This window comes from Spirillospora sp. NPDC046719 (assembly GCF_040645715.1).
Lineage (GTDB): Bacteria > Actinomycetota > Actinomycetes > Streptosporangiales > Streptosporangiaceae > Spirillospora.
Window position 1 is genome coordinate 1 of record NZ_JBEYYT010000048.1, and the last position, 26,148, is coordinate 26,148.

Below are 26,148 nucleotides of genomic sequence, written 5' to 3' on the forward strand. Positions count from 1 at the left end.
CCGGCCGCGCCGCCCAGCTGCGGGGCGCCGAACACCACGGTCCGGTCGCCGAGCGGGCGCGCCGGGGGCTCGCCCCGCTCCTCGGGGGCCTGGCGGCCCTCGTCCTCCGGCAACGGCCGCTGCGGTCCCTGCGTGCCGTCATTCTCGGTCATCGTCGGGCTCCTTCAGCGCCGTCGTCCCGGGGCTCCTCAGTCCCGGTCGCCCGGGGATCCGCTGGGCGGTTCCCCGGACCTGTCACTCGTCTCGCCCCGTGGCGGTCTGGCCGCCCGTGGGCGTTCTGGCCCCCAGCCTGCCCCGATCGCCGGTGGTATCGCAAATCATCGCCCAAGATAGACGTCCGGCGCCCCCGTTCCGTTCCGACCGGGGGCGCCACCTGCGGGAACGTCCGGGCGGTGGTTCAGTTGTGCCCGCGCACCGGGTGCGGCCGGTACGGCGCCTCCAGCCGCTCCACGTCCTTGTCGTCCAGCACGAGCCCGGCGGCCGCGACGGCGTCGTCGATATGCGCGACCTTCGTGGCACCGACGATCGGGGCCGTCACGCCGGGCCGTCCGAGCAACCAGGCGAGCGCGACCTGCGCCATGGGGACGCCCTTCTCCCCCGCGACCTCGCGGACGACGTCGACCACGTCGAAGTCGGCCTCCTCGTACATCATCTCGCCGTAGGCGTCGTTGCCCGCCCGGACGGTGTTGGTGCGCCCGCCGCGGTCGCGGTTGCCCGCCAGCCGGCCGCGGGCGAGGGGGCTCCACGGCAGCAGCCCGACGCCCTGGTCCGCGCAGAGCGGGTTCATCTCCCGCTCCTCCTCGCGGTACAGCAGGTTGTAGTGGTTCTGCATGGTCACGAACTTCGTCCAGCCGTGCTGGTCCGCCACGTGCTGCGCCTTGGCGAACTGCCACGCGAACATGCTGGACGCGCCTATGTACCGTGCCTTGCCCGCGCGCACTACGTCGTGGAGGGCCTCCATCGTCTCCTCGATGGGCGTTCCATAGTCCCAGCGATGGATCTGGTAGAGGTCCACGTAGTCGGTGCCCAGGCGCCGCAGGGAGTCGTCGATGCCCGCCATGATGTGCTTGCGGGACAGCCCCTTGTCGTTGGGCCCGTCGCCCACGGGAAGGCAGACCTTGGTGGCGAGGACGTAGTCCTCCCGGCGCGGGAACAGTCTCGCCAGCAGATGGCCGGTGATGATCTCGCTCACACCGCGCGAGTACATGTCGGCGGTGTCGAAGAACGTCACACCGGCCTCGACGGCCCTGCGCACGATCGGCTCCGCGGCCTCCTCGTCCAGCGCCCAGGGCCGTTGCGCGGGGTCGCCGAAGCTCATCATGCCGAGGCAGATCCGCGAGACCTTCGTCCCGGTCGTCCCGAGCCGCACCTGTTCCATGTGTCTCTCCTCTCGGTTCACCGCCCTCCACGATGCAGAGCGGCCCCGCCGATGGCCAACCCGTTTTCGCCGACGGCCACGGTGAGTCACCCCGGCGAAGAACGCGCAGGAGCGCGACGCCCCGCCCCGCTGACACGGAAGGGCCCGCTGACATGGAAGGGCCCGCTCCCCTGGAGCGGGCCCTTTCCGTGTGCGTCGGTCAGTCGAACCGATCAGCCGAACCGGTCAGGCGAAGGCGTGGCACTCCACCTCGGCTCGCGCGTGGGTCATTCCCAGCTTGACGTACTTCTCCGCGCAAGCGCGCTGCTTGGCGTTGAGGTCGATCTTGCCGCACTCCTTGACGCTGGAGTAGGTGCGGCAGTCCTGCTGCGTCGCCCGGTCGCTCCCGGACGGCTGGGCGGCACTCGCGGTGCCGACCCCGCCGAGCACGACGGCCGCGGCGAGCAGCGTTGCGGTCATGACCCTCTTCATACGATTTCCTCCCCCGACGCGACTTTAGCCAGCAACTGGGTCGTCCCCGGGCACAGCACCGCAAAACACGCTCAAAGGTCAAGAAAACCGACGAAACCGCAGGTAGATCGCGTGGACGCGCCCGGCGCGGGCGCGGACGACGCCGCGAACGCGGAAGGCCCCTCCCGCCGCAGCGGAAGGGGCCCTCGCCACCGGGGACGCGTCCCCGATTCAGGTGTTACCGGTTGTACTGGCCGAAGTCGTACTCCTCCAGCGGCACGGCCTCGCCGGAGCCCTGCCCGAAGGCGTACTCGGCGCCGTCGTCGTAGGAGCCGACGGAGTACACCGCCGCCTTCGCCTCCTCGGTCGGCTCGACCCGGACGTTGCGGTACTGCGGCATGCCGGTACCGGCCGGGATGAGCTTACCGATGATGACGTTCTCCTTGAGGCCCAGCAGCGGGTCGCTCTTGGCGTGCATCGCGGCCTCGGTGAGCACCCGGGTCGTCTCCTGGAAGGACGCCGCCGATAGCCACGACTCGGTCGCGAGCGAGGCCTTGGTGATGCCCATCAGGACGGGGCGGCCGGCGGCGGGCGTCCCGCCCTCGGCCACGACGTTCCGGTTCGTCTCCTCGAAGATCGGACGCTCGACCAGGTCGCCCGGGAGCAGCTCGGTGTCGCCCGACTCGAGGATGTTCACCCGCTTCAGCATCTGGCGGACGATGATCTCGATGTGCTTGTCGTGGATCGACACACCCTGCGACCGGTAGACCTCCTGGACCTCCTGCACCAGGTGCAGCTGCACCGCGCGGGGGCCGAGGATGCGCAGCACCTCGTGCGGGTTGATGGCACCCGCGATGAGCTGCTGGCCGACGTCGACGTGCTCGCCCTCCTTGACCAGCAGCCGGGACCGCATGGGCACCTGGTAGCCGATCTCGTCGGAGCCGTCGTCCGGGACGACGACGACCTTGCGGGTCTTCTCCGTCTCGTCGATCTTGATCCGGCCGGCGACCTCGCTGATCGGGGCCACACCCTTCGGGATGCGGGCCTCGAACAGCTCCTGGACACGCGGCAGACCGTGCGTGATGTCACCGCCGGCGACACCGCCGGTGTGGAACGTCCGCATCGTCAGCTGCGTGCCGGGCTCACCGATGGACTGCGCGGCGATGATGCCGACGGCCTCGCCGACGTCCACCCGCTTGCCGGTCGCCAGCGAGCGGCCGTAGCAGGCGGCGCAGACACCGATCTTCGCCTCGCAGACCAGCGCGCTGCGGGTCCGCACGGACTCGACGCCCGCCTCGACCAGCCGCGTCACCACCGCGTCGGACAGGTCGGTGTCGGCCGGGAAGATGACCGTCCCGTCGACCTCGACGTCCTCGGCGATCGTGCGGCCGATCAGCGCGGTCTCCGAGGTGGCCAGCTTGACCAGCGTGCCGTCCGGCAGCTTCTCGGCGACCTCGAACGGGATCGTCCGGTCGGTGCCGCAGTCGATCTCGCGGACGATGACGTCCTGCGCGACGTCCACCAGGCGCCGGGTCAGGTAACCCGAGTCGGCGGTCCGCAGCGCGGTGTCCGCGAGGCCCTTCCGGGCGCCGTGCGTCGAGATGAAGTACTCGACGACCGACAGCCCCTCGCGGAAGGACGACTTGATCGGCCGCGGGATGGTCTCGCCCTTCGGGTTGGAGACCAGGCCGCGCATGCCGGCGATCTGGCGCAGCTGGAGCGGGTTGCCTCGGGCGCCCGACTGGATCATCATCCAGATCGGGTTGGCCTTCGGGAACGCCTTCTCCATGTCCACCGCGACGTCCGCGGTGGCCTTGTTCCAGATCTCGATGAGCTCCTGCTTGCGCTCGTCATCGGTGATCAGACCGCGGTTGAACTCGCGCTGCACCTTCTCCGCGCGCGCCTCGTAGCCGCTCAGGATGTCCTGCTTGTTGGGCGGCGTGACGACGTCGTCGATGGAGATGGTCACACCGGACCGGGTGGCCCAGTGGAACCCGGTGCTCTTCAGCGCGTCCAGCGCGTTGGCCACCGCGACCTTCGGGTACGTCTCGGCCAGCTCGTTGACGATCGCCGAGAGCTGCTTCTTGCCGATCTCGTCGTCGACGAACGGGAAGTCGTCCGGCAGCGCCTCGTTGAACAGGGCACGGCCGAGCGTGGTCTCCAGCCGGTACGGCTGGCCGGGCTCGTAGCCCTCGGGCGCCTGCCAGCCGCGCGGCGGCGGGACGTCCTTGAGCCGGATCTGGATCTTGGCCTGCAGGTCCAGCTCGCGCCGGTCGTAGGCCATGATCGCCTCGGCGATCGAGCCGAACGCGCGGCCCTCGCCGTCGGCGCCGTCCTTCTGCGTCGTCAGCCAGTACAGGCCGATGACCATGTCCTGGGTGGGCATGGTGACGGGCTTGCCGTCCGACGGCTTCAGGATGTTGTTGGTCGACAGCATCAGGATCCGCGCCTCGGCCTGCGCCTCGGCGGACAGCGGCAGGTGCACCGCCATCTGGTCGCCGTCGAAGTCCGCGTTGAACGCGGTGCAGACGAGCGGGTGGATCTGGATGGCCTTGCCCTCGACCAGCTGCGGCTCGAACGCCTGGATGCCCAGGCGGTGCAGGGTCGGCGCCCGGTTCAGCAGCACCGGGTGCTCGGTGATGACCTCTTCCAGCACGTCCCACACGACCGGGCGCGCGCGCTCGACCATCCGCTTGGCGGACTTGATGTTCTGCGCGTGGTTGAGGTCGACCAGCCGCTTCATGACGAACGGCTTGAACAGCTCCAGCGCCATCTGCTTGGGCAGGCCGCACTGGTGCAGCTTCAGCTGCGGGCCGACGACGATGACCGAACGGCCGGAGTAGTCGACGCGCTTGCCCAGCAGGTTCTGCCGGAACCGGCCCTGCTTGCCCTTGAGCATGTCGGACAGCGACTTCAGCGGACGGTTGCCGGGCCCGGTGACCGGGCGGCCGCGGCGGCCGTTGTCGAACAGCGCGTCGACGGCCTCCTGCAGCATCCGCTTCTCGTTGTTGACGATGATCTCGGGCGCGCCCAGGTCGAGCAGGCGCTTGAGCCGGTTGTTCCGGTTGATGACCCGGCGGTACAGGTCGTTCAGGTCGGAGGTCGCGAAGCGGCCGCCGTCCAGCTGCACCATCGGACGCAGGTCCGGCGGGATCACCGGGATGCAGTCCAGCACCATGCCGAGCGGGCTGTTGCGGGTGTTGAGGAACGCCGAGACGACCTTCAGCCGCTTGAGGGCACGGGCCTTCTTCTGGCCCTTGCCGGTGCGGATGATGTCGCGCAGCTTCTCGGCCTCGGCGTCGAGGTCGAAGTTCTGCAGCCGGGCCTGGATGGCCGCGGCGCCCATGCCGCCCTCGAAGTACTTGCCGAACCGGTCGCGCATCTCGCGGTAGAGCAGCTCGTCGCCCTCCAGGTCCTGGACCTTGAGGTTCTTGAACCGGCTCCACACCTCGTCGAGGCGGTCGAGCTCACGCTGCGCGCGGTCGCGCAGCTGCTTCATCTCCCGCTCGGCGCCGTCGCGCACCTTGCGCTTCTGGTCGGCCTTCGCGCCGGCCTCCTCGAGCTCCGCCAGGTCGCCCTCCAGCTTCTGCTGGCGGGCCTCGACCTGCGCGTCGCGGGCCTGCTCGATCTGCTGGCGCTCCACGGAGATGTGGGCCTCCAGCGTCGGCAGGTCGCGGTCGCGGCGCTCGGCGTCCACGCTGGTGATCATGTAGGCCGCGAAGTAGATGATCTTCTCGAGATCCTTCGGGGCCAGGTCCAGCAGGTAGCCGAGGCGCGACGGGACGCCCTTGAAGTACCAGATGTGCGTGACCGGCGCGGCCAGCTCGATGTGGCCCATCCGCTCACGGCGCACCTTGGCGCGGGTCACCTCGACGCCGCAGCGCTCACAGATGATGCCCTTGAACCGGACGCGCTTGTACTTGCCGCAGTAGCACTCCCAGTCCCGGGTCGGACCGAAGATCTTCTCGCAGAAGAGCCCGTCCTTCTCCGGCTTGAGGGTCCGGTAGTTGATCGTCTCCGGCTTCTTCACCTCGCCGTGGGACCACTGGCGGATGTCGTCGGCGGTCGCCAGGCCGATGCGAAGCTCGTCGAAGAAGTTGACGTCAAGCAACTGTTTTCCCCTTGAGTTGATCAGACCTCTTCGACACTGCTCGGCTCGCGCCGGGACAGGTCGATGCCGAGCTCCTCCGCTGCGCGGAAGACGTCCTCATCGGTGTCGCGCATCTCGATGGACATGCCGTCGCTCGACAGGACCTCGACGTTGAGGCAGAGCGACTGCATCTCCTTGATGAGCACCTTGAAGGACTCGGGAATGCCGGGCTCGGGGATGTTCTCGCCCTTGACGATGGCCTCGTACACCTTCACGCGGCCGAGCACGTCGTCGGACTTGATGGTCAGCAGCTCCTGGAGGGCGTAGGCGGCGCCGTACGCTTCCAGCGCCCACACCTCCATCTCACCGAAGCGCTGGCCGCCGAACTGGGCCTTACCGCCGAGCGGCTGCTGGGTGATCATGGAGTAGGGGCCGGTCGAGCGGGCGTGGATCTTGTCGTCGACCAGGTGGAGCAGCTTGAGGATGTAGATGTAGCCGACCGACAGCGCGTCCTTGTAGGGCTCGCCGGTGCGGCCGTCGAACAGCCTCGCCTTGCCGCCGGGGCCCACCATCCGGTTGCCGTCGCGGTTGGGCAGCGTGCTCTCGATCAGCCCGGTGACGTCGGTCTCGCGCGCGCCGTCGAACACCGGCGTCGCGGTGTTCGTCCACGGCGGAGCCTCGTCCGCGCCGATCTCCTTGAGCGCCCGCTTCCACTCGGCGTCGTCGCCCTCGACCTTCCAGCCGCGGGAGGCGACCCATCCGAGGTGGGTCTCCAGGACCTGGCCGACGTTCATCCGGCCGGGCACGCCCAGCGGGTTGAGCACGATGTCGACCGGCGTCCCGTCCTCCAGGAACGGCATGTCCTCGACCGGGAGGATCTTGGAGATGACGCCCTTGTTGCCGTGCCGGCCGGCCAGCTTGTCGCCGTCGGTGATCTTGCGCTTCTGGGCCACGTACACCCGGACCAGCTCGTTCACGCCGGGCGGGAGCTCGTCGCCCTCGTCGCGGGAGAACACCCGGACGCCGATGACCTTGCCCTCTTCACCGTGCGGCACCTTCAGGGAGGTGTCGCGGACCTCGCGGGCCTTCTCGCCGAAGATCGCGCGCAGCAGCCGCTCCTCGGGGGTCAGCTCCGTCTCGCCCTTGGGCGTGACCTTGCCGACCAGGATGTCGCCGGGGACGACGTCCGCGCCGATGCGGATGATGCCGCGCTCGTCGAGGTCGGCCAGGACCTCCTCGGAGACGTTCGGGATGTCCCGGGTGATCTCCTCGGGGCCGAGCTTGGTGTCGCGGGCGTCGACCTCGTGCTCCTCGATGTGGATCGAGGAGAGGACGTCGTCCTGCACCAGCCGCTGGCTGAGGATGATGGCGTCCTCGTAGTTGTGGCCCTCCCACGGCATGAACGCCACGAGCAGGTTCTTGCCGAGCGCCATCTCGCCGTTGTCGGTGCACGGGCCGTCGGCGATGACCTGCCCGAACTCGACCCGCTGGCCCTCGTCCACGATCGGCTTCTGGTTGAAGCAGGTGCCCTGGTTGGAGCGCTTGAACTTGGACACGCGGTAGGTCGTCCGGGTGCCGTCGTCGTTCATGACGGTCACGTAGTCGGCCGAGACCTCCTCGACGACGCCGGCCTTCTCGGCCGTGATCACGTCGCCGGCGTCGGTCGCCGCGCGGTACTCCATGCCGGTGCCGACCAGCGGCGCCTCGCTGCGCAGCAGCGGGACGGACTGGCGCTGCATGTTGGAGCCCATCAGCGCGCGGTTGGCGTCGTCGTGCTCCAGGAACGGGATCATCGCGGTCGCGACCGAGGTCATCTGCCGGGCCGAGACGTCCATGTACTGGACCTCGCGGGCCGGGACCAGCTCGACCTCGCCGCCCTTGCGGCGGACCAGGATGCGGTCGTCCTGGAAGGTGCCGTCCTCGTTGAGCAGGGAGTTGGCCTGCGCGATGACGAAGCGGTCCTCCTCGTCGGCCGTCAGGTAGTCGATCTGCTCGGTGACGCGGCCGTCCTCGACCTTGCGGTACGGGGTCTCGACGAAACCGAACGGGTTGACCCGGCCGAACGCGGCGAGCGAGCCGATCAGGCCGATGTTCGGGCCTTCCGGCGTCTCGATCGGGCACATGCGGCCGTAGTGCGACGGGTGGACGTCGCGGACCTCCATGCCCGCGCGCTCACGGGACAGACCGCCGGGGCCGAGCGCGTTCAGGCGGCGCTTGTGCGTCAGCCCGGCCAGCGGGTTGGTCTGGTCCATGAACTGGGACAGCTGGCTGGTGCCGAAGAACTCCTTGATGGAGGCGACGACCGGCCGGATGTTGATCAGCGTCTGCGGCGTGATCGCCTCGACGTCCTGGGTGGTCATCCGCTCGCGGACGACGCGCTCCATGCGGGCCAGGCCCAGCCGGACCTGGTTCTGGATGAGCTCGCCGACCGTGCGCAGGCGCCGGTTGCCGAAGTGGTCGATGTCGTCGACCTCGATCGGCACGGAGACGGCCCCGAGGGTGGCCTCCTCCTCGCCGGCGTGCAGCCGGACCAGGTACTCGATCGTGGCGACGATGTCGTCCTCGGTCAGGGTGCCCTGGCGCATGTCCAGGTCGAGGCCGAGCTTCTTGTTGATCTTGTAGCGGCCGACCTTGGCGACGTCGTACCGCTTCGGGTTGAAGTACAGGTTCTCCAGCAGGGTCTGCGCCGACTCGCGGGTCGGCGGCTCGCCCGGCCGCAGCTTGCGGTAGATGTCGAGGAGGGCGTCGTCCTGGCCGGAGGTGTGGTCCTTCTCCAGGGTGACGTTGATCGACTCGTAGGCGCCGAAGTGCTCGCGGATGCGGGCCTCGTCCCAGCCGAGGGCCTTGAGCAGCACGGTGACCGGCTGCTTGCGCTTGCGGTCGATGCGCACGCCCACGTTGTCGCGCTTGTCGATCTCGAACTCGAGCCAGGCGCCGCGGCTCGGGATGACCCGGCAGCCGTAGATGTCCTTGTCGGACGCCTTGTCGAGGGCGCGGTCGAAGTACACGCCGGGCGAGCGGGTCAGCTGCGAGACGACCACGCGCTCGGTGCCGTTGATGATGAAGGTGCCCTTCGGGGTCATGAGCGGGAAGTCGCCCATGAACACCGTCTGGCTCTTGATCTCTCCGGTGGTGTTGTTGATGAACTCCGCCGTGACGAACAGCGGGGCGGAGTAGGTCATGTCCTTGTCCTTGCACTCCTCGACGGAGTACTTGGGCGGCTCGAACCGGTGGTCGCGGAACGAGAGGGACATGGTCCCGGAGAAGTCCTCGATCGGACTGATCTCTTCGAAGATCTCCTCCAGCCCCGACTGGGTCGGGACGCTCTTACTTCCGGCCTTCTGGGCCGCCTCGACCCGGGCCTTCCACCTCTCGTTGCCCAGCAGCCAGTCAACGGAGTTGGTCTGCAGAGCAAGGAGGTCCGGGACTTCGAGCGGCTCCTTGATGCGCGCGAAGGAGACGCGGTTCGGACCGGTTGCGGTATTCGAGGCGTTGCGCGAGGCTGCCAAGAGTGGTGGTCCTTCCGAGGGCTCGCGGCGTAACTGACGACACGCACGCCAGACGACCCACGTTCAAGACCCGTGCGTTAGGGTCCAAAACGGACCCGCTCGGGAGTGCTCTCACACGTGGATAGTCAGAGGGCAGCGCAAAGGGGCAGTGTAGCCGACCGGTACACCGCTCGCAACTCTAGCGCCGCAGTATGCATCACGTTGCCATGGAGCATCGCCCCTCAGGGCCTTGCAGTCAAGAGCGGACTTGGACTTTTCGGGCTCTGACCTGCAGTGAGGAAGGCCATAGTTTAGGGGTCCCCGCGCCTCGCAGCGAAGCACCCGCGCCACGGCTCCCAGCGCGCCCTTCCGTCCCGTGCGCCGCACCCTCCGCGAACACCTCGGACAGCGCCTCGCAGCGGTCGCTCGGCGGAGGGCCGCTCGGCGGAGGCCGCTACGTCGGCCGCCCCTCGCCGGAGGGTCGCTCGCGGAGGGCGGGGGCCGCTCGAAGCGCGGACGGCCCGCCGGCGGGGCCGGCGGGCCGTCAGGAGGCGCTGCGCCTCGAACGCTCTCAAAGGAGCGCAGCGTCAGGAGATGACGTCGACCTTCTCGGCCAGCCACTTCCCGTGGACCTTGACCATGGTCATCTTCAGCCGCAGCGACTCGGGGAGCTGCTGCGTCTTGTCGTTCTTGGTGGCGGACGAGCGGTCGGCGTAGACCAGCGCCACGACCCGGTCCGGGGTCGCGCTGATCACGCCGGTCTTCATCACCGTCGTCGTCCCGATGAGCTGCTGCGCGGTCGCCTGCGCCTTGAAGGACGGGATCTGCTTGACGTAGTCGTCGTGCAGCTTGCCCGTCGTCATGGCGGCGGCGGCCTTCGTGTCGGTGTCGATCGTCCGGTAGTCGTAGGACGACAGCTCCTGGGCGGCCTTGGACGCGGCCCACAGGCCGTTCTTGCGGGCGTCGTCCGTGGCGCTCTGCTCCTGCGCCTTGAGGAACAGCAGCGTCGACGCGGTGCCGAACGCTATGACCAGGACGACCAGCACGGCGAGCAGGGTGAACCCGCCCGTGCCGAAGCGGCGGCCCGGCGCGGCGTCGTCCTCGTCGTCGTCCTCGTCGTCGTCGGAGTCGTCGGCCTCGACCTTGGAGGACTTCTTGAGGGTCGGCCGGCCGCGCTTCGCCTTGGGCGCGTCGTCCTCGTCCTCGTCGTCCTCTTCGTCGTCGTCGGCCTCCGCCTTGGCGTCGTCCTCGGAGTCGTCTTCCGCGTCCTCGCCGGTCTCGTCCTCGGCGTCGGTCTCCTCTTCGGTGCCGGCCGAGCCGCTCTCGGTCTTCTCGGGCTTGGCGCCCGTCTCAACCTCGTCGACATCGGCGGCCGATGCCTCAGCGGGCGCTGAGACGTCCGCTGCGGGCTCGTCGCCCTCAGGGCCGCTTTCGGGGGCCTTCTTGGTACGGCGGGGCTTCACAGCCGTTTTGACGGCCTTCCCCGTGCCCGCGGGGGCGTCGCCGCCGTCGTCCTCGGCCTCATCGGCCTCGTCGGCCGCCGCGGCCGCCTCAGCGGCGATCTGCGCCAGCCGCGCGGCCTCCCGGGCGCGCTCGGCGGCCTCCTCGGCGAGCCGCGCCGCCTCGGCGGCCTCCTCGGCCTTGGCGGCCTGCTCGGCGGCCGTGCGCGAACGGCCCTCGCCGCCGTCCTTGCCCTCGGCGCCGTCCTTGCCCGCCGCGCCGTCCTTGCGGGAGCCCTTGCCCTTCTCCGGTGCGGAGCGCTTGCCCCGGCCGAGCATGGTCACGGGACCACCTCCAGGTTGGCGACGAGCCAGCGGTCACCGACCCGGCTGAGTTCCATCAGGTACCGGTAGGCGCGCGGGGCGCCGTCCTTCACCTTCGGGTTGGTGACGGTCCCGTTGAGGGAGACCATCACCTCGGCGGAATCGCCGTCCATGGAGACGACCCCGGCCTCGACCTGGTTGACGGTCGACTTGGCCTGCGTCTGGCTCAGCGTGTCCATCAGGGTCTTGGACTGGGAGCCGAGCTTGTTCTTCAGGTCGCCGGTGGCACCCGCCATGATCCGGTCGATGTCCTTCTGGGCGGACGACGAGCTGATCGTCATCAGGTTGACGCCCATCTGGCGGGCCGACTGCGTCGCCTTCGCGCGCTGGTCGGCGGCGTCCTTGCCGTGGTACACGCGGACGGAGTAGACGCCGGTGAAGACGGCGAGCGCGACGACGAGCACGCCGAGGGCGATGGTGGCGATCTGCGGTGAGAGGCGTCTCATCGGCCCCGCCTCACTGGCTCAGGGGTCCGAGCATGAGCCACTTCCACGAGGAATCTCCCAACTCACGGTTGCCGGCGGTCCGTGGCATGACGTACTTCTTGCCGTCCGGCCCGTAGACCGCGCCCGTCGACGGATCGTATCCAGCGAATTCCACTGAATTGGCCGGATACGACAGGTACAGCCGCCCATTCGACAGCTCGCCCGTGGGCGCCGCCGCCGCGGCGGCGGCCTGGCCGTTCCCCGCGCCGCCGGAGGTCTTGCCCTTGCCCTTGGCCTCGGACGAGCCGGAGCCGGAGCCCGAGCCCGTCCCGGACGCGCCGCCGGCCGGGAACCCGGCACCGGCGGTGGCGCCCGGGGGCAGCGCCGGGACGGGCGTGAGCTCGTCCTTGGGGAAGTTGCGGGCGCCGCGCACGGCGGTCGACGAGTCGTGCGGGGCCTTGCAGCCGACGTTCAGCGGCGGGTTGCGCAGCGAGGTGTCCTGCGGCCAGCGGTGCTTCACGCCCTCGTAGCCCTTGGTGCACGCGGGCGGCGAGCTGATGTTCAGGTCGAGGCCGAGGTGCTGGGTGCCGTCGCCGGGGGTGACGGTGAACGCGCCCGCCACCTCGACCGGGTAGAGGATGAACAGCGACCGCAGGCCCGCCTGCCGGGACGTGATGACCTGCCCGGTGGTGGACAGGTTCGCCAGCAGCGTCGGCAGCGTCGGGGCGAGCTGGTCGATGGCCTTGTGGGTCTGGTCGACGGCGGCCGGGGCGTTGTCGATCGTCTGGCGCAGGGCCGGGTCGTCCTTGCGGAGCGAGGCGGTGAAGTCGTTGAGGTTGCGGGCGAAGCCGCGGATGTTCGCGGCCTCGCTGCGCTGGGTGTCGAGCACCGTCACGCTGTTGTCGAGGAGCTGCTTGGTGTCCGGGTAGGTCTGGTTCGCGGTCTCCAGCAGCCGGTGCGTGTCGTCCAGGATCGACTGCAGGTCCGACGCGGAGCCGTTGAACGCCCGGCCCAGCTCGTCGACGATCGTGCCGAGGTCCTTGGTGTTCACCGACCCGACGAGCTGGTCGACGTTGCGGAGCAGCTCCTCGGTGCGCACCGGGAGCGTGGTCATGTTCGCCGGGATCGTGTACGGCGCGCCCTGGTCGAGGTAGGGGCCGGTCCTCTTGGTGGGTTCGAGGTCGATGTACTGCTCGCCGACCGCGGACCGGTTCGCGACGATCGCCTTGGTGCCGTCGCGCGGGATGCGCTTGCCGCGGTCGAGCTGCAGCTTGACCTTGATGCCGTCCTTGGTGAGGGACATGGGCCCGACCCGGCCGACGGGCACGCCGCGGTAGGTGACCTCGGCGTTGGTGAACACGCCGCCGGAGTCGGTGAGGTCGACGTAGGCGGTGTACTGCTTGCCGAGGACCTGCCGGCCGACGCCGATGTAGTTCACCAGGACGATCGTCACGCCGACGACCGTGATCACCGCGAAGGCGATCAGCTGGATGATGACGCCGCGCTTGAGGATCACCAGAGGCCCCCCATCAGGGTCCGCAGACCGTCGTCGCCCGAGGCCGGGGGCAGCGCGCCGGTCTTCGAGCCGCCGGAGCCCTTCGTCTTCGCGCCCTTGGTCGGCGTCGGCGTCGGCGTTGTCGCGCCGGGAAGGCCGGGCAGGCCGGGCAGCCCGCCGGCGCCGCCGCCTGACGACTGCGGCAGCGATCCGAGCGGCGAGTCGGGAAGGGTCACGTTGGGCACCTGCAGCATGTTGCGCATCTGCTTGCCGCTGCCGATCTGGTTCTCCAGGTCGGTGCCGCCGAGCAGGTTCTGGGCGAGGTCGTTGAAGTCCAGGTCGACGGTGAGCTTCACGTTGCCGTAGTCGCCCTGGATGACGTTGGCGAAGGTCGGCGGGAACGGGAAGGTGATCAGCGACTGGAGCGCGTTCGGCAGGTCGGAGCCGGCCTTGTTGAGGTTGGCGAGGATCTTGTTCAGGTCCCGCAGGTTCGCCACGAAGTTCGCCTGCGACTTGTCGATCACGTCGGTGGTGGTGCGGCTGAGCTTGTTCAGCGCGACCAGCATCTTCGTGAGGTCGGCCCGGTTGCGCTTGAGGATCGCGATCGCCGGGCCGGTCTCGTCGATGGTGTCGGTGATCGTCTTGCGCTCGTCGGACAGCTTGCCGGTGAGCCGGTCGAGGCTGTCCAGCGCGCGGGTGATCGCGGCGCGGTTGGTGTCGAGCGTCCCGGCGAAGGTGTCGACCCGCTGCAGCACCGCGCGGATCGAGCCCTCCCGGCCGCTCATCGCGGCCTGCAGCTCGTGGCTGATCGTCGCGACCTGCTGGATGCCGCCGCCGTTCAGCAGCAGCGACATCGCCGACAGCACCTCTTCGATCTCGGTGCCCTGGCCGGTGCGCGACAGCGGGATGACGTCGCCGGAGCCGAGCCGCCCGGTCGGCGGCTCGGTGGTCGGCGGCTCCAGCTGGACGAACTTCTCGCCGAGGAGGCTCGTCTGGCTGATCGTCGCGTGCGCGTTGTCCGGCAGGTTCACGTCGCCGCGCACCTTGACGGTGACGACGGCGTGCCAGCCGGCGCTGCCGCCGGCGAGGTCGACCTTCGTGACCTTGCCGACCGACACGTCGTTGACCTTGACCACCGACTGCGGCACCAGGTCCAGCACGTTCGCGAACTCGATCTTCACGGTGCGGGGGTGCGGGCCGAGGTCGGGGCCGCCGGGCAGCGGCAGCGACGAGACGCCGCTGAACGAGCAGCCCGACAGCGCCGTGACGCCCGCGAGGACGGCGGCGCCGAACAGCCTGCCGCGCCGCACCGGCGCCCGGCCCTCGCCCGGCGCCCGGCCCGTGCTCGGCACCCGGCCCTTGACCGGCGTGCCGGACGCGGCCGTCCCGGCGCGCCTGCGGGGTGTCCTGCTCATCCGGCACCTCCGGGCAGCAGCGAGGTGATGCTCTTCGGGTCGTGCGCGGTCGCCGTGCCCGTCTTCGTCGTCTTGGCGGTCTTCGAGGTCTTCGTGGACGTGGAACCGCCGCGGCCGCCGGGACCGTAGGCGTCCGGCGGGATCGGCACCGGGTCGTAGTGCGTGGTCAGCGCGGTGATCCAGGACAGGTCCAGGCTGACCCCGGCCAGCGCCTTGCCGATGCCGTTGTACGGCTTGACGAAGTCCAGGCACTGCTTGGCGGGCGTCCCGACCGAGTAGGCCAGCGAGCACACCCAGTCGGCCAGGTTGTTGAACTGGCGGAAGTTGTCGCGGGTGTGGATGGTGCCGCTGATCGGGTCGTAGGCGCGGGCCAGGTTGTTGATGGCGAGCGGGCCGGCGGTCAGCACCTCGGCCAGCGCGTCCTTCTCCTTCACCAGCACGCCGGTGACCTGCGCGAGCTGCCGGACGTTCGACGACAGCTCGGTGCGGTTGTCCTTGATGAACTTCTGCACGTTCCGCAGCGTCGGGGCGAGGGTGTTGAGGGCCGCGCTGAGCTCCTCCTTCTCCCCGTCCAGCTGGCCGGACACCCCGTTCAGATGGGTGCTGAACGACCGGATCTGCTGGTCGTTGGCCTTCATCGTGTCCGTGATGATCCGCAGGTTCCGGATCGTCGTGGCGATGTCGCCGCGGTCGGTACTGAGCGTGCTCAGCATCTGCGAGGTGTCGGCGATCGTCTGCCGGATGTCCTCGCCCTGCCCCTGCAGGTTCTGCGCGCCGACCTGCAGCAGCCGCGACAGCGAGCCCTGCTGCTTGTCGGGGGTGGTGGCGTTCGCGCCCTGCGGGCCGAGCGCCTTGGTGAGGTCGTTCAGGCTGCCGCCGACCTCGTCCACCTCGACCGGGACCTGGGTGCGGCTGGTGGTCAGCGTCGCGCCGTCCGCCAGCACGGGCCCGCCGGTGTAGGCGGGGGTGAGCTGGATGTACCGGTCGGCGACCAGGCTCTGGTTGACGATGACGGCCTGGGCGTTCGCCGGGACCTTGTACTTGGCGTCCCACTTCAGCTCGACCTTCACCGCGTCGCCCACCGGCTTGACGCTGGTGACCTCGCCGACGGGGATGCCGAGGATGCGGACCTCGGCGCCCTTGTAGAGGCCGACGGTCTTGGTGAAGTAGGCCGTCATGTGCCGCTGCTTGGGTTCCTGCAGGAGCAGGACGAGCGCGGCCGCCAGCACCGCGACGGCGAGGATCGCGCCGCCCAGGCGAAGTATCAACGCGGAGTTACGCACTTATGACCTGCCTGCTCACGGGAGGAAGGGCAACGGGTTGCCGCTGTTGTTGCCGGTACCGGTCCGGCCGTTCTGCTTCTGCTGGCCGCCGCCCTGGGTCGTGCCGCCCGTCCCGGTGCCCGTGCTCTTCGGGGCGTCCTGGATCGAGGCGGGGATGGGGAGAAGGTTCTGGATGTAGGAGTCGAACCAGCGGCCGGTGCCGACGACGTCGGAGAACTGCCGGGCGTACGGCGCGAACAGCTGGATCGTCCGGTCCAGGTTGTCCTGGTTCTTCAGCAGGATCCGGTTGACCTTCGTGAGGTTGTCCAGCATCGGCCTCAGCTGCGCCTGGTTCTCACTGATCAGCGCGTTCACCTGCTGCGACAGCGTGACCGTGTTGACCAGCAGCTGGTGGATCACGGCGCGGCGGGCCTGCACGGCCTGGAGGACCTTGTCGCCGTCCTGGACGAGCTTGGCGAAGTCCTGGTTGCGGTCGGCCAGCAGCTGCGAGACGTCCTTGGCCTTCCCGGCCAGCTCGTGCAGCTGGTCGTCGCGGGACGCGACGGTGTTCGACAGCCGGCGCAGCCCCTGCAGGGACGCCCGCACCTCCGGCGGGGAGTTCTTGAAGGTGTCCGAGAGGGTGTCGAACGACTTGGCGAGCTGCACCGTGTCGATCTGGTCGACGCGCTGGCTCAGCTGGCTGATCGCCGGCACGACCTCGAACGGCGTGTGCGTGTCCTTCAGCGGGATGTTGCGGCCGAGCCGTCCGGTCCCCTGCGGGGTGAGCGCCAGGAAGTGCTGGCCGAGCAGCGTCTTGATCTTGATGTCGGCCTGCGTGCGGTCGCCGAGCCGCACGTTCTCGTCCACCTGGAAGGTGACCTTGACATGGCCGTGGTCGAGGTCGAGGCCGGTGACCTTGCCGACCTTGACGCCGGCGATCCGGACCTCCTCCCCCGACTTCAGCCCGGCCGCCTCCGCGAACGTGGCGGTGTGCGTGGTGCCGCCGTTGACGAACGGGATGTTCCCGAGGTTCATCGCCAGCACGAGCGCCAGGATGATCACCGCGAAGCCGATGAGGGCGATGGGGACCGGGTTGCGCTCCCGGAACGGGATCCTCATCTACTTGCACCTCGCGTTCTCGTTCACGATCGCCGGCGTTTGGTAGACCGGTCCGCCCGGCAGCCGCACCCGCGCGTCGAGGCCGCAGATGTACATGTTGAACCAGGAGCCGTACTGGGAGATGCTGACCAGCTTCTGCAGCGTCCTCGGCGAGCCCTCCAGGGCCGAGTTCACCTGGCCGCTGTTGGCGTTGAGGGTCCCGGTGAGCTGCTTCAGCCCGGCGATGTCGCTCTTGATCCCCGGCCGGGACTGCTTCAGCAGGCCCGCGGTGGTCCCGGTCAGCTGGTTGATCGCCGACACCGAGTCGAAGATCGCCTGCCGGTCGCCGGACACCCCGCTGACGAACCCGCGCAGGTCGGTGATCAGCTGCTCGACCTGCTGGTGCCGGTCGTCGATCGTGCCGAGCACGGTGTTCAGGTTGTCGATCACGTCGCCGATCACCTGGTCGCGGTCGGCGAGGGTGTTGGTCAGCGACGCCACGTGCGACAGCAGGCTGTTGACCGTCCCGCCCTCGCCCTGCAGCACCTGGATGATCTGGGTGGCGAGGGTGTTGACGTCCTTCGGCTCCAGCGCCTGGAACAGCGGGTGGAACCCGTTGAACAGCGCGGTGAGGTCGAGCGCGGGCTGGGTCTGCGCGACCGGGATCGTGCCGCCGGTCCTGAGGTAGCTGTTGGCCTGCCCGGCGCCGTCGCTCAGCGACAGGTACCGCTGCCCCATCAGGTTGCGGTAGCGGATCTGCGCCTGCGTGGACGACGGCAGCCCCGCCTCGAACACGCCGCTCTTCTGGATGCTGAACGTCACCTGGGCCTGGTTGCCGTGGTACAGCTTGACGCTCTTCACCTGGCCGACCCGGACGCCCGCGACGCGCACGTCGTCGTTGTCGAGCAGCCCGGTCGCGTCGGTGAAGATCGCCTTGTACTCGCGGGACGGCCCGAACCGGGCGTTGGAGATCGTCATCGCGAGCACGCCGGTGGCGAGCGCGGTGAGCACCACGAAGATGCCGAGCTTGATCGCGGCGCTGGTCGTCCTCACTTGATCGTCACCACCGATCCGCGCAGCAGCGGCCCGTACATCAGCGAGGCGACGTCGGAGACCTCGTCGGCCGGGGTCCGCGTCATCGGCCCCACGATGTTCTTGATCTTGTCGTTCTCGCTCATCGCGCCCGGGTCGACGAACACGTCGGAGATGCCGCGCCCGCGCGCGCCGCCGCCGCTGCCGCCGTTGGGGTCATCGGGGTTCTTCCACCACAGGTCGTCCTGGGTGCCGTCCAGCGCCAGGTAGTCCGGCGAGGGGACCTTCGGGTTCGGCAGCCCGTAGCAGCGGGGGTTGCGCTGGTCCTTGGCCTCGGGCAGGTCCAGCGGGTACTTGTAGCCCGGCCGCGGCTTGACGATCTCGACGGTCAGGTTGAAGGTCTTGGACCCGTTGCCGCCGGCCACCCGCTCGGCCTCCGGGCGCAGCTTCACCAGCCCGGCGAACACGCACGGCAGCGACGGCGAGTACCGGGCGATCAGCGACAGCCCGGTGCGGCTCGCGATGTTCACGCCGACGATCTTCGGCGCGTTCTGCGTCATGAACGCGTCGCCGCCCTGCGCGAGCGCGGTCGTCGCCGGGATCAGCTGCTCGATCGTCGCCTTCTTGTCGGTGATCGTCCGGCTGGTCACGTTGATGTTGCGCAGCGTCTGCAGCAGGTCCGGCGCGGCCTGGTCGTAGATGTCGGACACGTCGGCGAGGCTGTGCAGGTCGTGCACCAGCGTCGGCAGCTGCGGGTTGATCTTCTGCAGCAGCGTGTTGGCCTCGTCGATGTCCTGGCCGATCTGGTCGCCGCGGCCCTGCAGCGCCGTGGCCAGCGCGTTCAGGGTGGTGTTCAGCTCGGCCGGCTTCACGGCCTGGAGGACGGGCAGCAGGTCGTCCAGCACCTTGTTGATCTCGACGGCCTGCTGGGAGCGGTCCTGCTGGATCGTCTGGCCGGCGCGCAGGCCCTGCGGGCCCGGCTGCTGCGGGATCTCCAGGTCGACGTACTTCTCGCCGAACAGCGTCTTCGGCAGCAGCCGCGCCTGCACGTTGTTCGGGATCAGCTTGGCCTTGCCGGGGTCCAGCGCGAGGTCGAGCGTCGCGCCGCCGCCGGACACGTGCGTGCCGCGGACCTCGCCGACGATGATGCCGCGGACCTTCACGTCCGCGTGCGGCAGCAGCTGCAGCCCGGCCCGTTCCGTCGCGACCTTCACGTTCGTCACCGGCGTGAACCACTTGTTGTAGAACGCCACGGTCAGCGCCAGCAGCATCACGATCACGAGGATCATGGCCAGCCCGAGCACGCGGTAGCGCATGCGTTCGCTCACGGCCGCGTCACCCCGCGATCCGGACGCCGGTGCTGGTGCCCCAGATGGCCATGCCGAGCAGCAGGTCCGCCACGTTGATCACCACGATGCTGGTGCGCACCGCGCGGCCGACCGCGATGCCGACGCCGGCCGGGCCGCCGCTGGCGTTGTAGCCGTAGTAGCAGTGGATCAGCATCACCAGCACCGAGAAGATGATCACCTTGCCGAACGACCAGTAGATGTCGTGCGGCGGCAGGAACAGATGGAAGTAGTGGTCGTAGGTGCCGGTCGACTGGCCGTAGAACATCGTCACGATGACCCGCGTCGCGCCGTAGGAGGCCAGCAGGCCCACCACGTACAGCGGGATCACCGCGACCATCCCCGCGATCATCCGGGTGGTGACCAGGAACGGCATCGACGGGACCGCCATCACCTCGAGCGCGTCGATCTCGTCGGAGATCCGCATCGCGCCGAGCTGGGCGGTGAACCCGCAGCCGACCGTCGCCGACAGCGCCAGCGCCGACACCAGCGGCGCGATCTCGCGGGTGTTGAAGTAGGAGGCGATGAAGCCGGTGAACGCGGCGGTGCCGATCTGGTCGAGGGACTCGTAGCCCTCCAGGCCGACCTGGCTGCCGGTGAAGAACGTCATGAAGCCGACGATGACCACCGAGCCGCCGATGACGGCGAGGCCGCCCGTGCCGAGGCTCACCTCGGCCAGCAGCCGCAGCACCTCGACGCGGTACCGGCGCAGCACCCGGAACGTCCACGCGAACGCGCGGACGTAGAACGACATCTGGTGGCCGAAGTCGTCCAGCCGGTCCAGGGGACCGCTGATCGCCCGGTTGACGGCCTTCCCCGCCTTCGTTGGGGCCGCCATCACATGCCCTTCGCCGGGACGAACTGGGTGTACAGCGTCGAGATGATGAAGTTCTCGACGAACAGCAGCATGAAGGTGATGACCACGGTCTGGTTGACCGCGTCGCCGACGCCCTTCGGGCCGCCCTTGGCGTTCAGGCCCTTGTAGGCCGCGACCAGCCCGGCGGTGATGCCGAACACGAACGCCTTGATCTCCGCCTGCACCAGGTCGGGCAGCTGCGCGATCGCGTTGAACGAGGCGAGGTAGGCGCCCGGCGTGCCGTCCTGCAGCACGACGTTGAAGAAGTAGCCGCCGAGCAGGCCGACCACCGACACCAGGCCGTTCAGGAACAGCGCGACGAACGCGCACGCGAGGGTGCGCGGCACCACGAGGCGCTGCAGCGGGTTGATCCCGAGCACCTCCATGGCGTCGATCTCCTCGCGGATCTTGCGGGAGCCGATGTCGGCGCACATCGCCGACCCCGCGGCGCCCGCGACCAGCAGCGAGGTGACCAGCGGGCTGGCCTCGCGGACGATCGCGACCACCGCGGTCGCACCGGTGTAGGACTGCGCGCCCAGCTGCCGGATGAGCCCGCCCACCTGCAGCGACAGCACGCCGCCGAACGGGATGGCGACCAGCATGGTGGGGACGACGGTGACGCTGACGATGAACCAGGCCTGCTCGATGAACTCGCGCCACTGGAAGGGCGGGCGGAACAGCTGCCGCCCGGTGTCCAGGCACATGCCGAAGAAGCGGCCGGGCTCCTTGATCGCGACGTTGGCCGCGCCGTCCCCGATCTTGCGGAGCGTGCCGGAGGACCCTCCGGTCCGCCTTCCCCCTCGCTGGTCCGCGCCGATACCAGGAGTGGACATCAGTACGCCGCACCTCCGGGCGCGCCGGGCGGCGGGCTGCCGGGGAACATGCCGGGGGCGCCGGGGCCGCCGGGCGGCGGGCCCGCGGGCGGCGGTCCGCCCGGGGCCGCCGGGGCGGCGGCCGCGCCGGCGGACATGGACGCCACGTACCGCGGCCACTCCTCCACCCAGTTGCGGCCGAGGTCGTCGATGAACGACCCGGGCGGCGGCGTGACGCCGTGCGCGGCGCACCAGGCGCCGGGGGCGTGCATGCCGGCCCGCAGCATGCCGTTGCTCGGCATCTGCTGCGGCGGGATGGGGGGCAGCTTGCCGGAGTCCAGGCCCATCTTCGACTCGGCCTCCAGCTCGGAGGCGTCCTTCTCCTCCGACATGCCGATCGGGCCGATCTTGCTGGCGTTGAGGAACTGCCGGACGACCGGCTCCTCGCTGGACAGCAGCATCTCCCGCGGCCCGAACATCGCCAGGTGCCGCTGGTACAGCAGGCCGATGTTGTCGGGGATGGTGCGGGCGGTGTTGATGTCGTGGGTGACGATCAGGAACGTCGCGTTGAGCTGCGCGTTCAGGTCGATGAACACCTGGTTCAGGAACGCGGTGCGGACGGGGTCGAGGCCGGAGTCCGGCTCGTCGATCAGCAGGATCTCGGGGTCCAGCACGAGGGCGCGGGCGAGGCCGGCGCGCTTCTTCATACCGCCGGAGATCTCGCCGGGCAGCTTGTACTCGGCGCCGAGGAGGCCGACCATCTCCATCTTCTCGAGGACGATGCGCTTGACCTCGGACTCGGACTTCTTGGTGTGCTCGCGCAGCGGGAAGGCGATGTTGTCGAACAGGTTCATCGACCCGAACAGCGCGCCGTCCTGGAACAGCACGCCGAACAGCTTGCGGGTCTCGTAGAGCTGCGACTCGGGCAGGTACGGGAGGTCCTTGTCGCCGATCCAGATGTGCCCGCGGTTCGGCTTGAGCAGGCCGACGAGGGACTTCAGGAAGACCGACTTGCCGGTACCGGACGGGCCCAGAAGAACGGAGATCTCACCTGCGGGAATGGTCAGCGACACGTCCTGCCAGATCACCTGGCGGCCGAAGGACTTGGTCAGGCCCTCGACTCTGATCTCGACGCCCACTCGTCACCTTTCGTCCAGGCCGGGGGGAATCCCGAACCAATGAGCGAGTAGCACTCTGGCTCTTGCCTGCCCGTCACACCTCGTGTCCGTCTCGTTGCTACCGCCCGGTAGCCGTGACGGGTGCCACTACCGTAGCGGCCCCCCGTCCAAATGGAAGGGGTTCCGCCCCAGATCAGCGGCAAAATCCGACGTCGTAAGACAATCGTTACTTACGGGCCCTATGAGACTAGTGGTCCAAGAACCGGCGCCTCAAGCCAGGGGTGCGGCGGCGCGCTGGAGCCGCCGGCCGGGACAGGGCGGCCGGGTGTGGCCACAGCGTCAGGACGGGACGCTACGCCGCCCGCCGACTACCGCACAACCCGCCCCGGCACACGCTTTTCACCAGCTCTTTATCACTCGCCCACAGGAAACGCACCAGAAACGGGCCCTCTGTTGCGCCATCCCGACAAGGCGCCCGTGCCCAGCCCCCGGCGCGACCCCGTTCACCTGCGAAGGCACCCGACGGAGGCGGCCCACGCGACCAGCCTCGCCAACGAGAACGGACACACCGACGCGACCCGGCCCGCCAATGCGAACGGCCCCACCGACCCGCACGAGAGCGCCCAGGCGAACGGGTTCAGTGACACGAAAAAGGCGGCCGCCCCACCCGAAGGTGGGACGGCCGCCTCGAAAGAGCAGCGGAGCCGCGCGGGCTCCGGGACGCTCCGGAGGGCCTTACTTGACGGTGACCGTCGCGCCGGCCTTCTCCAGGGCCTCCTTGGCCTTGTCGGCCGTCTCCTTGTTGACCTTCTCGAGCAGCGGCTTCGGCGCGCCGTCGACCAGGTCCTTGGCCTCCTTGAGGCCGAGGCTCGTCAGGGTGCGAACCTCCTTGATGACCTGGATCTTCTTGTCGCCGGCGCCCTCGAGGATGACGTCGAACTCGTCCTGCGCGGCGGCCTCCTCGGCGGCCGGGGCGGCGCCGGTCGGCGCGACGGCGGCCGCGACGGGCGCGGCGGCCTTGACGTCGAAGACGTCCTCGAACTGCTTCACGAAGTCGGACAGCTCGAGGAGGGTCATCTCCTTGAACGCGTCGAGCAGCTCGTCGGTGCTGAGCTTCGCCATGATGTTTCCTCCGCTATGGCTTCAGGATCTGGGGTTTAAGGGGAACCGCGGGTTGCCTACTCGGCGGGTGCCTCGTCGGCGGCCTCGGCGGCCGGCGCGTCGGCGGGGGCCTCGGCGGACTCGCCGCCGGCCTCGCGCTTGGCGCGCAGCGCCTCGGCGAGCTGGGCCGCCTGCGTCGGCAGGGCGTTGAAGAGCGCGGCCGCGTTGGCCATGGAGCCCTTCATCGCGCCGGCCAGCTTGGCCAGCAGGACCTCGCGGGACTCGAGGTCCGCGAGCCTGGTGATCTCCGCGGCGTCCATCGACTTGCCGTCGATGAAGCCGCCCTTGATCACCAGCAGCGGGTTGGCCTTGGCGAAGTCACGCAGGCCCTTGGCGGCCTCGACCACGTCGCCGCGGACGAACGCGATGGCCGACGGGCCTTCGAGCAGCTCACGGAACTGCTCGTCGACACCGGCCTCGTTCGCGGCGCGCTTGGTCAGCGTGTTCTTCACCACGGCGAACTTCGCGGTCTCGCCGAGGTTGGTGCGCAGCTCCTTGAGCTGCGCCACCGTCAGCCCGCGGTACTCGGTCAGCACGGCGCCGTTGGAGCTCTCGAAATCGTTCTTGAGCTCGGCGATCGCCGCGGCCTTCTCGGCCTTAGCCATGTGGCCTCCTTCCGATTACCTGGGTGGTCACGATCCGCGCCCGGCCCTCGCGGGTCAGGCGCCGATCCACCAAAAAACGCCCCGGCGCAGGTGTGCACGGGGCGTCTTGCCAGGCCCGGGAAAGGCCGAGCGGAAGGCTCTCGTCTCACCTACGCAGGCCGCCCGAACGGATCGGGACCTTCGGCCGTCCCTCGCGGAACGGCGACCGGCGGTCTTCGGCAGACAACAGAGTACGTGCCGGAGCGGCGCGAGGCCAAATCGGCGCGTGGCCGCATCCACACGTGGCCGCGTCCCCGCGAGGCCGCATCCCCGCGAGGCCGCGTCCCCGCGAGGCCGTGTCGGCGCGGGGCCACTCCGCGCGGAGGGCCGCGCCGGTCGGCCGGCGCGGCCCTCCGTCGGTGGTTCCGTCGTTCGCTTGCGAGTCGTCCCCGTCAGGCGCCGGGGGCCAGGCCGTTGCCCATGCTCTTGAGCAGCGCGTCGAAGTCGGTGACCTGGCTCGCCGGCGGAGCGCTGACCTGCACCGGCTTGCCGAAGTCGCGGTAGGTGGTCGTGATCGTCATGACGCCGGCGGCCGTCTGGCCGGTCTTCATCGTCATCTTGCGGGGCAGCTGCTGCCCGTCCACCCACAGGTCGAAGTTCATGTCGCCGTTCATGCCGGACTTCGCCAGGTTCTTCTCGTACGCCTGCCGCTGGTCGGCGGGGAGCTTGGCGACCGCGTCCGCCACCCGGTAGGTGCCGGTGTAGTGGGTGGTCTGGACGCCGTTCACCGTCTCCTTGCCGACCTCGCGGGCGTCCTTGGACGCCGTCAGCATCTTGGTGTTCTGCACCGGGTCCATCTGCTGCGACTGCTGGAGCAGCTGGTCCATGTTCAGGCCGGACTTCGCGCCGACCTCGTCCAGCGACATCTTCACCCAGGGCTTGGCGGACGCGCCGCCGCCGAGCTGCGCGAGCTGCGGGATCTTCATGTAGATGGTGCGGCCGACCAGGACCTCCTTCATGCCGGCCATCGACTTGCCGCCGACCGACATGCTGCCGAAGTCCATGCTGAAGGCGAGGTCCGGCTTGGTCCGGTACTGCATCGTCCCGGCCATGTTGATGTCGCCGGTGGGCGAGCCCGTCGACGTCATCGACATGTCGGCCTGGAACGAGTCGATCTTCCCGGTCTTCTGGGCCGTCCTGCCGAGCGCCTCCGCGGCGGTCAGCTTGATGTTCTTGCCGGCCTCGTCCACCTTGTTCCCGGCGTCGCCGAGACAGCCGGTCAGCGCGAGGGCGAGGCCGGCGGCGACCGCCGTGCCCGCGGCGAAACGTCGGATCATGGGTGCATCTCCTCGGTCTGCGTCATGGAGCCCGGACGCTCGGACCGGACCCCGTATGAGACGCAGGGGAGACTAGCGGGGTTCAGTCTGTCCCGTGTCGCCCGGTGTGACCTGTGTGTCAGTTCCCGCCGAGGAGCGAGCCCAGCGACATGGTGCCGACCTGGTCGGACGGCGGCGCGTTCACCCCGAAGGACTTGCCGTAGTCGCTGTAGAGCACCGTCACCGAGCCGTTGTCGCCCTGCTTGTCGGACGCCTTGGACACGAGCTTGCGCGGCAGGTTGTTCCCGTCCGTCCACAGATCGAAGTTGATCTTGCCGTTGGCGTGGTCCTTCGGCAGCCACCCGTCGACCTTGTCGCGGGTCTGGGCGTCGAGCCGGTTCAGCGCGTCCTTGACGGTGACCGTGCCCGCGTAGTGGACGGTCTTCACGCCGTCGATCGTCTCGGTGCCGACCCGGTGGGCGTCCTTGGAGCCGGTGAACATCTTGGTCTGCTCGGCCGGGTTCACCTTCTCGACCTGGTTCACGAGGCCCTGCACGTCGAAGCCGGTGCGCTGGGACACCTGGTTCACGTCGATCTTCACCCACGGCTTGCCGCCGCTGATGAACTGCGCGAGCTGCGGCACCTTGGCGTAGAGCGTGTTGTCGGTGAAGATCGCCTGGCCCTTGGCGCCCGGCACGGTCTGCCCGTTGTGCGTCACGTCGTCGAGCTGCGCGCTGAACTTCAGCGCCGGCTTGAGCCGGAACTGGCCCGTCGCGTGGATCCTGCCGGAGTCCGAGCCGCTGCCGGTGACGGTCAGGTCGGCCTTGAACGTGTCCGACTGCGCCGTCTTCTGTGACGATTTCAGCAGCGCCTCGTTGGCGCTGAGCTTCATGTTCGCGTTCGAGCCCGACCCGTCCCCGTTGCACCCGGACAGGAGGAGCGCGGCACCCACGGCGGTGCCTCCGGCGGCCACTACCAGTCGTCGGTTCATGAGGTTTC

The 26,148-nt window shown here is 69.3% G+C and carries 19 protein-coding genes; all 19 read right to left on the reverse strand.

The annotated features are described in order from the left end of the window. Positions 1 to 397: 397 nt before the first annotated feature. On the reverse strand, positions 398 to 1,378 hold the full coding sequence (locus ABZ914_RS11630) for an aldo/keto reductase (RefSeq protein WP_500192945.1): 981 nt from the start codon (positions 1,376 to 1,378) through the stop codon (positions 398 to 400). 225 nt (positions 1,379 to 1,603) lie between these two features. Further along, positions 1,604 to 1,837, reverse strand: a complete 234-nt coding sequence (locus ABZ914_RS11635) for a hypothetical protein (RefSeq protein ID WP_500192946.1) — start codon at positions 1,835 to 1,837, stop codon at positions 1,604 to 1,606. Positions 1,838 to 2,066: 229 nt separating this feature from the next. Then, the gene (locus ABZ914_RS11640) at positions 2,067 to 5,939 is read right to left on the reverse strand and encodes a DNA-directed RNA polymerase subunit beta' (RefSeq protein WP_151543197.1); all 3,873 of its coding nucleotides are present in this window, start codon (positions 5,937 to 5,939) and stop codon (positions 2,067 to 2,069) included. 20 nt (positions 5,940 to 5,959) lie between these two features. Then, on the reverse strand, positions 5,960 to 9,427 hold the full coding sequence (gene rpoB / locus ABZ914_RS11645) for a DNA-directed RNA polymerase subunit beta (RefSeq protein WP_500192947.1): 3,468 nt from the start codon (positions 9,425 to 9,427) through the stop codon (positions 5,960 to 5,962). Positions 9,428 to 9,993: 566 nt separating this feature from the next. Beyond that, positions 9,994 to 11,184, reverse strand: coding sequence for an Rv1363c family protein (locus ABZ914_RS11650; protein WP_500192962.1), 1,191 nt, complete (start codon positions 11,182 to 11,184; stop codon positions 9,994 to 9,996). A gap of 2 nt (positions 11,185 to 11,186) precedes the next feature. After that, a complete protein-coding gene (locus ABZ914_RS11655) occupies positions 11,187 to 11,675 on the reverse strand; it encodes an Rv1363c family protein (protein ID WP_387021906.1) in 489 nt (162 codons plus the stop codon). Between the two features lie 10 nt (positions 11,676 to 11,685). After that, positions 11,686 to 13,170 (reverse strand): MCE family protein, encoded by a 1,485-nt coding sequence (locus ABZ914_RS11660; RefSeq protein ID WP_500192948.1) that lies wholly within the window; start codon positions 13,168 to 13,170, stop codon positions 11,686 to 11,688. Next, positions 13,167 to 14,564, reverse strand: a complete 1,398-nt coding sequence (locus tag ABZ914_RS11665; RefSeq protein ID WP_500192949.1) for an MCE family protein — start codon at positions 14,562 to 14,564, stop codon at positions 13,167 to 13,169. Before ABZ914_RS11665 ends, ABZ914_RS11660 begins: the two co-directional genes overlap by 4 nt. After that, positions 14,561 to 15,847 carry an MCE family protein gene (locus ABZ914_RS11670; RefSeq protein ID WP_500192950.1) on the reverse strand — a complete coding sequence of 429 codons (1,287 nt, stop codon included), beginning with the start codon at positions 15,845 to 15,847 and terminating at the stop codon, positions 14,561 to 14,563. The genes ABZ914_RS11665 and ABZ914_RS11670 overlap by 4 nt, the downstream gene beginning before the upstream one ends. Positions 15,848 to 15,862: 15 nt before the next feature. Then, the gene (locus tag ABZ914_RS11675; protein WP_500192951.1) at positions 15,863 to 16,945 is read right to left on the reverse strand and encodes an MCE family protein; all 1,083 of its coding nucleotides are present in this window, start codon (positions 16,943 to 16,945) and stop codon (positions 15,863 to 15,865) included. Continuing rightward, positions 16,946 to 17,977, reverse strand: coding sequence for an MCE family protein (locus tag ABZ914_RS11680; RefSeq protein ID WP_433142119.1), 1,032 nt, complete (start codon positions 17,975 to 17,977; stop codon positions 16,946 to 16,948). After that, positions 17,974 to 19,284, reverse strand: coding sequence for an MCE family protein (locus ABZ914_RS11685; protein ID WP_500192952.1), 1,311 nt, complete (start codon positions 19,282 to 19,284; stop codon positions 17,974 to 17,976). Before ABZ914_RS11685 ends, ABZ914_RS11680 begins: the two co-directional genes overlap by 4 nt. Positions 19,285 to 19,291: 7 nt before the next feature. Beyond that, complete coding sequence (locus tag ABZ914_RS11690; protein ID WP_433142124.1) at positions 19,292 to 20,140, reverse strand: MlaE family ABC transporter permease; 849 nt, start codon at positions 20,138 to 20,140, stop codon at positions 19,292 to 19,294. Continuing rightward, positions 20,140 to 20,991 (reverse strand): MlaE family ABC transporter permease, encoded by an 852-nt coding sequence (locus tag ABZ914_RS11695; RefSeq protein WP_194737337.1) that lies wholly within the window; start codon positions 20,989 to 20,991, stop codon positions 20,140 to 20,142. Before ABZ914_RS11695 ends, ABZ914_RS11690 begins: the two co-directional genes overlap by 1 nt. Beyond that, on the reverse strand, positions 20,991 to 22,109 hold the full coding sequence (locus tag ABZ914_RS11700; protein ID WP_500192953.1) for an ABC transporter ATP-binding protein: 1,119 nt from the start codon (positions 22,107 to 22,109) through the stop codon (positions 20,991 to 20,993). Before ABZ914_RS11700 ends, ABZ914_RS11695 begins: the two co-directional genes overlap by 1 nt. A 714-nt stretch (positions 22,110 to 22,823) precedes the next feature. Continuing rightward, entirely contained in the window at positions 22,824 to 23,210 is a 387-nt protein-coding gene (gene rplL / locus ABZ914_RS11705) for a 50S ribosomal protein L7/L12 (RefSeq protein ID WP_190863981.1), read from the reverse strand. A 56-nt stretch (positions 23,211 to 23,266) separates the two neighbouring features. Beyond that, positions 23,267 to 23,854: a 50S ribosomal protein L10 gene (gene rplJ, locus ABZ914_RS11710; RefSeq protein ID WP_433235140.1), complete on the reverse strand. Its 588-nt coding sequence runs from the start codon at positions 23,852 to 23,854 to the stop codon at positions 23,267 to 23,269. 431 nt (positions 23,855 to 24,285) lie between these two features. Beyond that, complete coding sequence (locus ABZ914_RS11715; protein ID WP_387021927.1) at positions 24,286 to 25,170, reverse strand: SCO4651 family lipoprotein; 885 nt, start codon at positions 25,168 to 25,170, stop codon at positions 24,286 to 24,288. A gap of 118 nt (positions 25,171 to 25,288) precedes the next feature. After that, the gene (locus ABZ914_RS11720; RefSeq protein ID WP_500192954.1) at positions 25,289 to 26,140 is read right to left on the reverse strand and encodes an SCO4651 family lipoprotein; all 852 of its coding nucleotides are present in this window, start codon (positions 26,138 to 26,140) and stop codon (positions 25,289 to 25,291) included. Between the last annotated feature and the right edge of the window lie 8 nt (positions 26,141 to 26,148).

Coding starts and splice junctions, on each gene's coding strand:
- ABZ914_RS11655 (WP_387021906.1), bottom strand. CDS start 11,675: ATGAGACGCCTCTCACCGCAGATCGCCACCATCGCCCTCGGCGTGCTC.
- ABZ914_RS11635 (WP_500192946.1), bottom strand. CDS start 1,837: ATGACCGCAACGCTGCTCGCCGCGGCCGTCGTGCTCGGCGGGGTCGGC.
- ABZ914_RS11695 (WP_194737337.1), bottom strand. CDS start 20,991: ATGTCCACTCCTGGTATCGGCGCGGACCAGCGAGGGGGAAGGCGGACC.
- ABZ914_RS11650 (WP_500192962.1), bottom strand. CDS start 11,184: ATGCTCGGCCGGGGCAAGCGCTCCGCACCGGAGAAGGGCAAGGGCTCC.
- ABZ914_RS11630 (WP_500192945.1), bottom strand. CDS start 1,378: ATGGAACAGGTGCGGCTCGGGACGACCGGGACGAAGGTCTCGCGGATC.
- ABZ914_RS11675 (WP_500192951.1), bottom strand. CDS start 16,945: ATGAGGATCCCGTTCCGGGAGCGCAACCCGGTCCCCATCGCCCTCATC.
- ABZ914_RS11665 (WP_500192949.1), bottom strand. CDS start 14,564: ATGAGCAGGACACCCCGCAGGCGCGCCGGGACGGCCGCGTCCGGCACG.
- ABZ914_RS11715 (WP_387021927.1), bottom strand. CDS start 25,170: ATGATCCGACGTTTCGCCGCGGGCACGGCGGTCGCCGCCGGCCTCGCC.
- ABZ914_RS11720 (WP_500192954.1), bottom strand. CDS start 26,140: ATGAACCGACGACTGGTAGTGGCCGCCGGAGGCACCGCCGTGGGTGCC.
- ABZ914_RS11690 (WP_433142124.1), bottom strand. CDS start 20,140: ATGGCGGCCCCAACGAAGGCGGGGAAGGCCGTCAACCGGGCGATCAGC.
- rplL (WP_190863981.1), bottom strand. CDS start 23,210: ATGGCGAAGCTCAGCACCGACGAGCTGCTCGACGCGTTCAAGGAGATG.
- rplJ (WP_433235140.1), bottom strand. CDS start 23,854: ATGGCTAAGGCCGAGAAGGCCGCGGCGATCGCCGAGCTCAAGAACGAT.